At 62.4% G+C, this 4,612-nt stretch carries 6 protein-coding genes; 4 read left to right on the forward strand and 2 right to left on the reverse strand.

Annotation, left to right across the window (positions count from 1 at the left end; all coding sequences use genetic code 11):
- Together DBR23_RS31110 and zapE are read left to right on the forward strand one after the other, a co-directional pair.
- Nucleotides 1-816 (forward strand): FAD-dependent oxidoreductase (locus tag DBR23_RS31110; RefSeq protein ID WP_233250565.1); only part of this gene is annotated, 816 nt, incomplete at its 5' end.
- Between the two features lie 81 nt (nt 817-897).
- Nucleotides 898-1,995 carry a cell division protein ZapE gene (zapE, locus tag DBR23_RS19000; protein WP_056063379.1) on the forward strand — a complete coding sequence of 366 codons (1,098 nt, stop codon included), beginning with the start codon at nt 898-900 and terminating at the stop codon, nt 1,993-1,995.
- 47 nt (nt 1,996-2,042) lie between these two features.
- Here the strand turns inward: zapE and DBR23_RS29715 are convergent, their stop codons facing one another.
- Both DBR23_RS29715 and DBR23_RS19010 read right to left on the reverse strand, forming a co-directional pair.
- Nucleotides 2,043-2,615: a hypothetical protein gene (locus tag DBR23_RS29715; RefSeq protein ID WP_158276473.1), complete on the reverse strand. Its 573-nt coding sequence runs from the start codon at nt 2,613-2,615 to the stop codon at nt 2,043-2,045.
- A gap of 205 nt (nt 2,616-2,820) precedes the next feature.
- Nucleotides 2,821-3,627 carry a PP2C family serine/threonine-protein phosphatase gene (locus DBR23_RS19010; protein WP_056063373.1) on the reverse strand — a complete coding sequence of 269 codons (807 nt, stop codon included), beginning with the start codon at nt 3,625-3,627 and terminating at the stop codon, nt 2,821-2,823.
- Nucleotides 3,628-3,734: 107 nt separating this feature from the next.
- Here DBR23_RS19010 and DBR23_RS19015 point away from each other — a divergent pair, with 107 nt between their 5' ends.
- Complete coding sequence (locus DBR23_RS19015; protein ID WP_108499247.1) at nt 3,735-3,938, forward strand: YdcH family protein; 204 nt, start codon at nt 3,735-3,737, stop codon at nt 3,936-3,938.
- A partial coding sequence (locus tag DBR23_RS19020) for an ATP-dependent DNA helicase (protein WP_146191374.1) occupies nt 3,938-4,612 on the forward strand: 675 nt, incomplete at its 3' end. The genes DBR23_RS19015 and DBR23_RS19020, both read left to right, overlap by 1 nt.

Consider the following 4,612-nt stretch of genomic DNA (forward strand, 5'->3'; position numbering starts at 1 on the left):
CTGGGCGCTGAAGTCACCATCCTCGAAGGTCTGCCCACTTTCCTGGGCGCGGTGGATGAGCAGATCGCCAAGGAAGCCAAGAAGGCCTTCGACAAGCAGGGCCTGAAGATCGAGCTGGGCGTGAAGGTCGGCGAGATCAAGACCGGCAAAAAGGGTGTGAGCATTGCCTACACCAACGCCAAGGGCGAAGCCCAGTCGCTGGACGTGGACAAGCTCATCGTCTCCATCGGCCGCGTGCCCAACACCATTGGCCTGAACACCGAAGCGGTGGGCCTGCAGCTCGACGAGCGCGGCGCCATCGTGGTGGATGCTGACTGCAAGACCAATCTGCCCGGCATCTGGGCGGTGGGAGACGTGGTGCGCGGCCCCATGCTTGCCCACAAGGCCGAGGAAGAGGGCGTTGCCGTGGCCGAGCGCATTGCCGGCCAGCATGGTCATGTCAACTTCAACACCATCCCCTGGGTCATCTACACCAGCCCCGAGATCGCCTGGGTGGGCCGCACTGAGCAGCAGCTCAAGGCCGATGGGGTCAAGTACAAGGCGGGCAGCTTCCCGTTCCTGGCCAATGGCCGCGCACGTGCGCTGGGCGACACCACCGGCATGGTCAAGATGCTGGCGGATGCCGAGACCGACGAGATCCTGGGTGTGCACATCGTGGGCCCACAGGCCAGCGAGCTGATCTCCGAGGCCGTTGTGGCCATGGAGTTCAAGGCCAGCAGCGAAGACATCGCACGCATTTGCCATGCGCACCCCAGCTTGAGCGAGGCCACCAAGGAAGCAGCGCTGGCGGTGGACAAGCGCACGCTGAACTTCTGATATTGGGTCTCAATCGGCTGCAAGCGCATGATTTACATGCGCTTGCAGCTATCAATTTTGTAGTATCAGAGCAACCGCAAAGTGACCGTCAAACAGGCTTACCTGGCCGAGCTGGCCGCCAAAGGCTATCAAAGCGACCCCGCCCAGCTGCGAGCAGTGGAAGCCCTGCAGCGCTGTGCTGACGAGTGGGCCCAGTACAAGGCTCGGCGCTCCAACGCGATCAAGAAGCTGATCAACCGCCCGGAGATTCCCCGCGGTGTCTACATGTATGGCGGGGTGGGGCGCGGCAAGAGCTTTCTGATGGAGTGCTTTTTTGACGCTGTTCCCCTGAAGCGAAAGGTGCGCTTGCACTTTCACGAATTCATGCGTGAGGTGCATCGTGAACTGGCGGCCCTTCAGGGCACGGTCAATCCGCTGGATGTGTTGGGCGAGCGCATTGCCAAACGCTACAAGCTCATCTGTTTTGATGAGTTCCATGTGGCGGACATCACGGACGCGATGATCCTGCACCGATTGCTGGTGGCGTTGTTCGACAACGGCGTCGGCTTCGTGACCACTTCCAATTTCAAGCCTGACGACCTTTACCCCGGTGGCTTGCATCGGGACCGCATCTTGCCCGCCATTGCACTGCTCAACGAGCGGCTGGAGGTGGTCAATGTGGACAATGGCACCGATTACCGCCGGCGTACGCTGGAGCACGTAAAGCTGTATCACACGCCACTGGGCGCAGAGGCGGATGCCGAGATGAACCAGGCGTTCGACCAACTCGCTGAAGTGCACGATGAAGATCCCGTGCTGCATATCGAGGCGCGCGAAATTCGCGCCCGTCGCAAGGCTGGCGGGGTGGTGTGGTTTGACTTCAAGACACTGTGTGGTGGTCCTCGATCGCAAAACGACTACCTGGAAATTGCAACGCAGTTCCACACGGTGTTGCTGTCCGATGTTCCTTACATGCCTGTGAGCATGGCGTCGCCTGCGCGGCGCTTTACCTGGCTGGTGGATGTGCTGTACGACCGCCGGGTCAAACTCATCCTGTCGGCGGCTGTGCCGCCCGAGCAGTTGTATACCGAAGGGCCTTTGGCTCACGAGTTTCCGCGCACAGTGTCCCGGCTCAACGAGATGCAGTCCAAGGAGTTTCTGGCGCTGGAGCGCCGCATGGTGGATACGGGGTTGACATGAACAAGACCGGTGGTCGCTTTTTGGCGGTAGTGCTGGCGCTGGCTTGCTCAATACTGCCTGTGCTGGTAGCCCCGGCCCGGGCCGCGACGGGGGTAGAAGTAGATGCCGGATCCGCGTCGACCGCTGCACATCGCAAAGTGGAGCGTGACCGAATCAAAATGGAGCGCGAGGCACTGACGGCCCGGCGGCAGCAGGATGAGGCAGTGTGCTACCAACGCTTTGCTGTGGAGGATTGCTTGCGCGGCGTACGTGCCAAGGCACGGGAGTCCCACGACCGATTGCGTGCGCAGGAAATTGAACTCAACGATGCCGAGCGCAGGGAGAAAGCGGTGGAGCGCCTGCGGGCCATTGAAGACAAGCAAATGGCCGTACCGCCAGCGAGCAAACGCGCTGACGCGCAGGTTCGCAAGCCATCCGCCGATCCGGATGTTGCCAAGGCACAGCGGGACCAGGACGCACACCAACGCGCGCAGCAACAAAATAGCCGTGCCCAGGTTCAGGCCAGTGAACAGGCGGCCCGCGCTGCGGGGACTGCCGAGCGCGCTGCCCAATCGCGTGCCAAACATACCCAGGCGCTCCAAGCGGCGGAGGAGCGCCGCGCGCGGGTCGAAAAATCTCAAGCTGATGCCCTGGCTCAGGGCCGCAAGCCTGCAGCGCCCTTGCCAGCGCCTGCTGCTTCTGCGCCTCGCTGAGTTTGGAAGGGCCTCTGAGCCAAGCAATCAGTGGCTGAGTGGTTGACGCTAGGGTAGCGGCGACTACCTGGTGGTTGTTCGATGGGTTCGCGTTCACCCGTCGATACACCGATGGGTGGTGCAGACAAGGCCCTCAGGGCCGACCCGTGTCCAGCGGCGTCAGGCGAGCAATCTTTTTCTCTTCGGCCAGGGCTTCGATCTTGACGACCACCAGCGACAGGTTGTCGCCGCCTCCGCGTGCCCGGGAGCGGGCTTTTTCAATCAGGAACTCCGTCGCTTCGCGGGGCGACAGCGAATCGACCACCGATGCCAGTTCGGTGGGAGAAAAGTAGTGCCAAACCCCATCGCTGCAGGCCAGCAAGACATCGCCCGGCTGAAGTTGCGGAATGACGTGGGTAGTGATGGGCGGGTCACTCTCTGTGCCCAGGCAACCCACCAGAATGTTGGAATGAGGATGGTTGTTGGCCTCGGCTTCCGTCAGCTCACCCCGGTCCACCAGGGCTTGCACATAAGAGTGGTCGCTGGTGCGGAATGCCAGCCGTGAGCCTTGAAAGTGGTAGATGCGCGAGTCGCCCGCATGCACCCAATGGCAGTCGCCCCGGGGATTGATGAGAAACGCAGCGATGGTGCTGTGAGGTTCCTGCTCTGCCGATATGGCCGTCAACCGGATAACGATGTGGGCCTCTTCAACCATGTTCTTGAGCATTGCCACCGGGTCATCGGTGTCGGGCGAGTACCGCTCGAACAGTTGTCGTGCTGTCATCATGACCTGGTCTGATGCTTTGCGCCCCCCGCTGCGGCCGCCCATCCCGTCGGCAACCACACCCAGAACGCAGCCGTTGTGCCGCTCGTGGGAGATCAGGGCCACCTGGTCTTGCTGGTATTCGCGGTCACCCTTGTGGATGCCGGTGGAGGCGATGAGGCGAAACGCTTTGGTCATGCTGCAGATTGTGGGGGCGCCTACGCGAACGCCTGTCGTGGAAAGCGGGCCAAGCGCGTATTATCCGCCCGCCTGTGGCATTTTTGCCATGCCCATGGCCTCCTGCCTTGAAACCCAGCCTGCACTCTCCCCACCGTCAGTTGATCGAGCTGCGCATGGAACATGCCGATCTCGACGCACTCATCGACCGGTGTAAGCCCGAAGCGGCACCCGACGAACTCACCCTGCGCCGTCTCAAAAAGCGCCGACTCGTGTTGCGTGACGCGATGGAGCGGCTGGAGCGGCAACTTCAACCGCAAGAGCCCGCGTGATGTCACTGGAGGCCATGGTGCCCGAGGTGTTTGCCCCCGATGGTGTGCTGGCGAGGGCGGATGGGCATTTTCAACCGCGTGACGGTCAGACCCAGATGGCCATTGCGGTGGCCCAGACCATTACAGAGGGAGGGGCGCTGGTGGTGGAGGCAGGCACTGGAGTGGGCAAGACCTTTGCCTACCTGGTGCCGGCCTTGCTGAGTGGCGAGCGGGTGCTGTTGTCTACGGCCACCAAGGCCTTGCAAGACCAGTTGTTCGCCCGCGATCTGCCCCGCTTGGCGCACATCCTGGGGCTGCCCGTTCGCATGGCCCTGCTCAAGGGGCGCGCCAGCTACTTGTGCCTGCACCGCATGGAGCAGGCACGGCAGGATGCTCAGGCCCTGGACCGAGGCGTCGCCCGCGTGCTGGCCAAGGTGGAGGACTGGTCGCGCCAGACCGTATCCGGCGATATGGCCGAGCTGACAGGGTTGGACGAGCGATCGCCCGTGATCCCCCTGGTCACCTCGACGCGTGAGAACTGCCTGGGGTCTTCCTGCCCGCGTTTTCGGGAATGCCATGTTCATCGGGCGCGGCGCGAGGCGTTGGCGGCGGACATCGTGGTCATCAATCACCATCTGTTCTTTGCGGATGTGGCGGTACGCGAGTCAGGCATGGCCGAGTTGCTGCCGACGGTG

The organism is Acidovorax sp. HMWF018 (genome assembly GCF_003061035.1).
GTDB classification, from domain to species: Bacteria; Pseudomonadota; Gammaproteobacteria; order Burkholderiales; family Burkholderiaceae_C; genus Acidovorax; species Acidovorax delafieldii.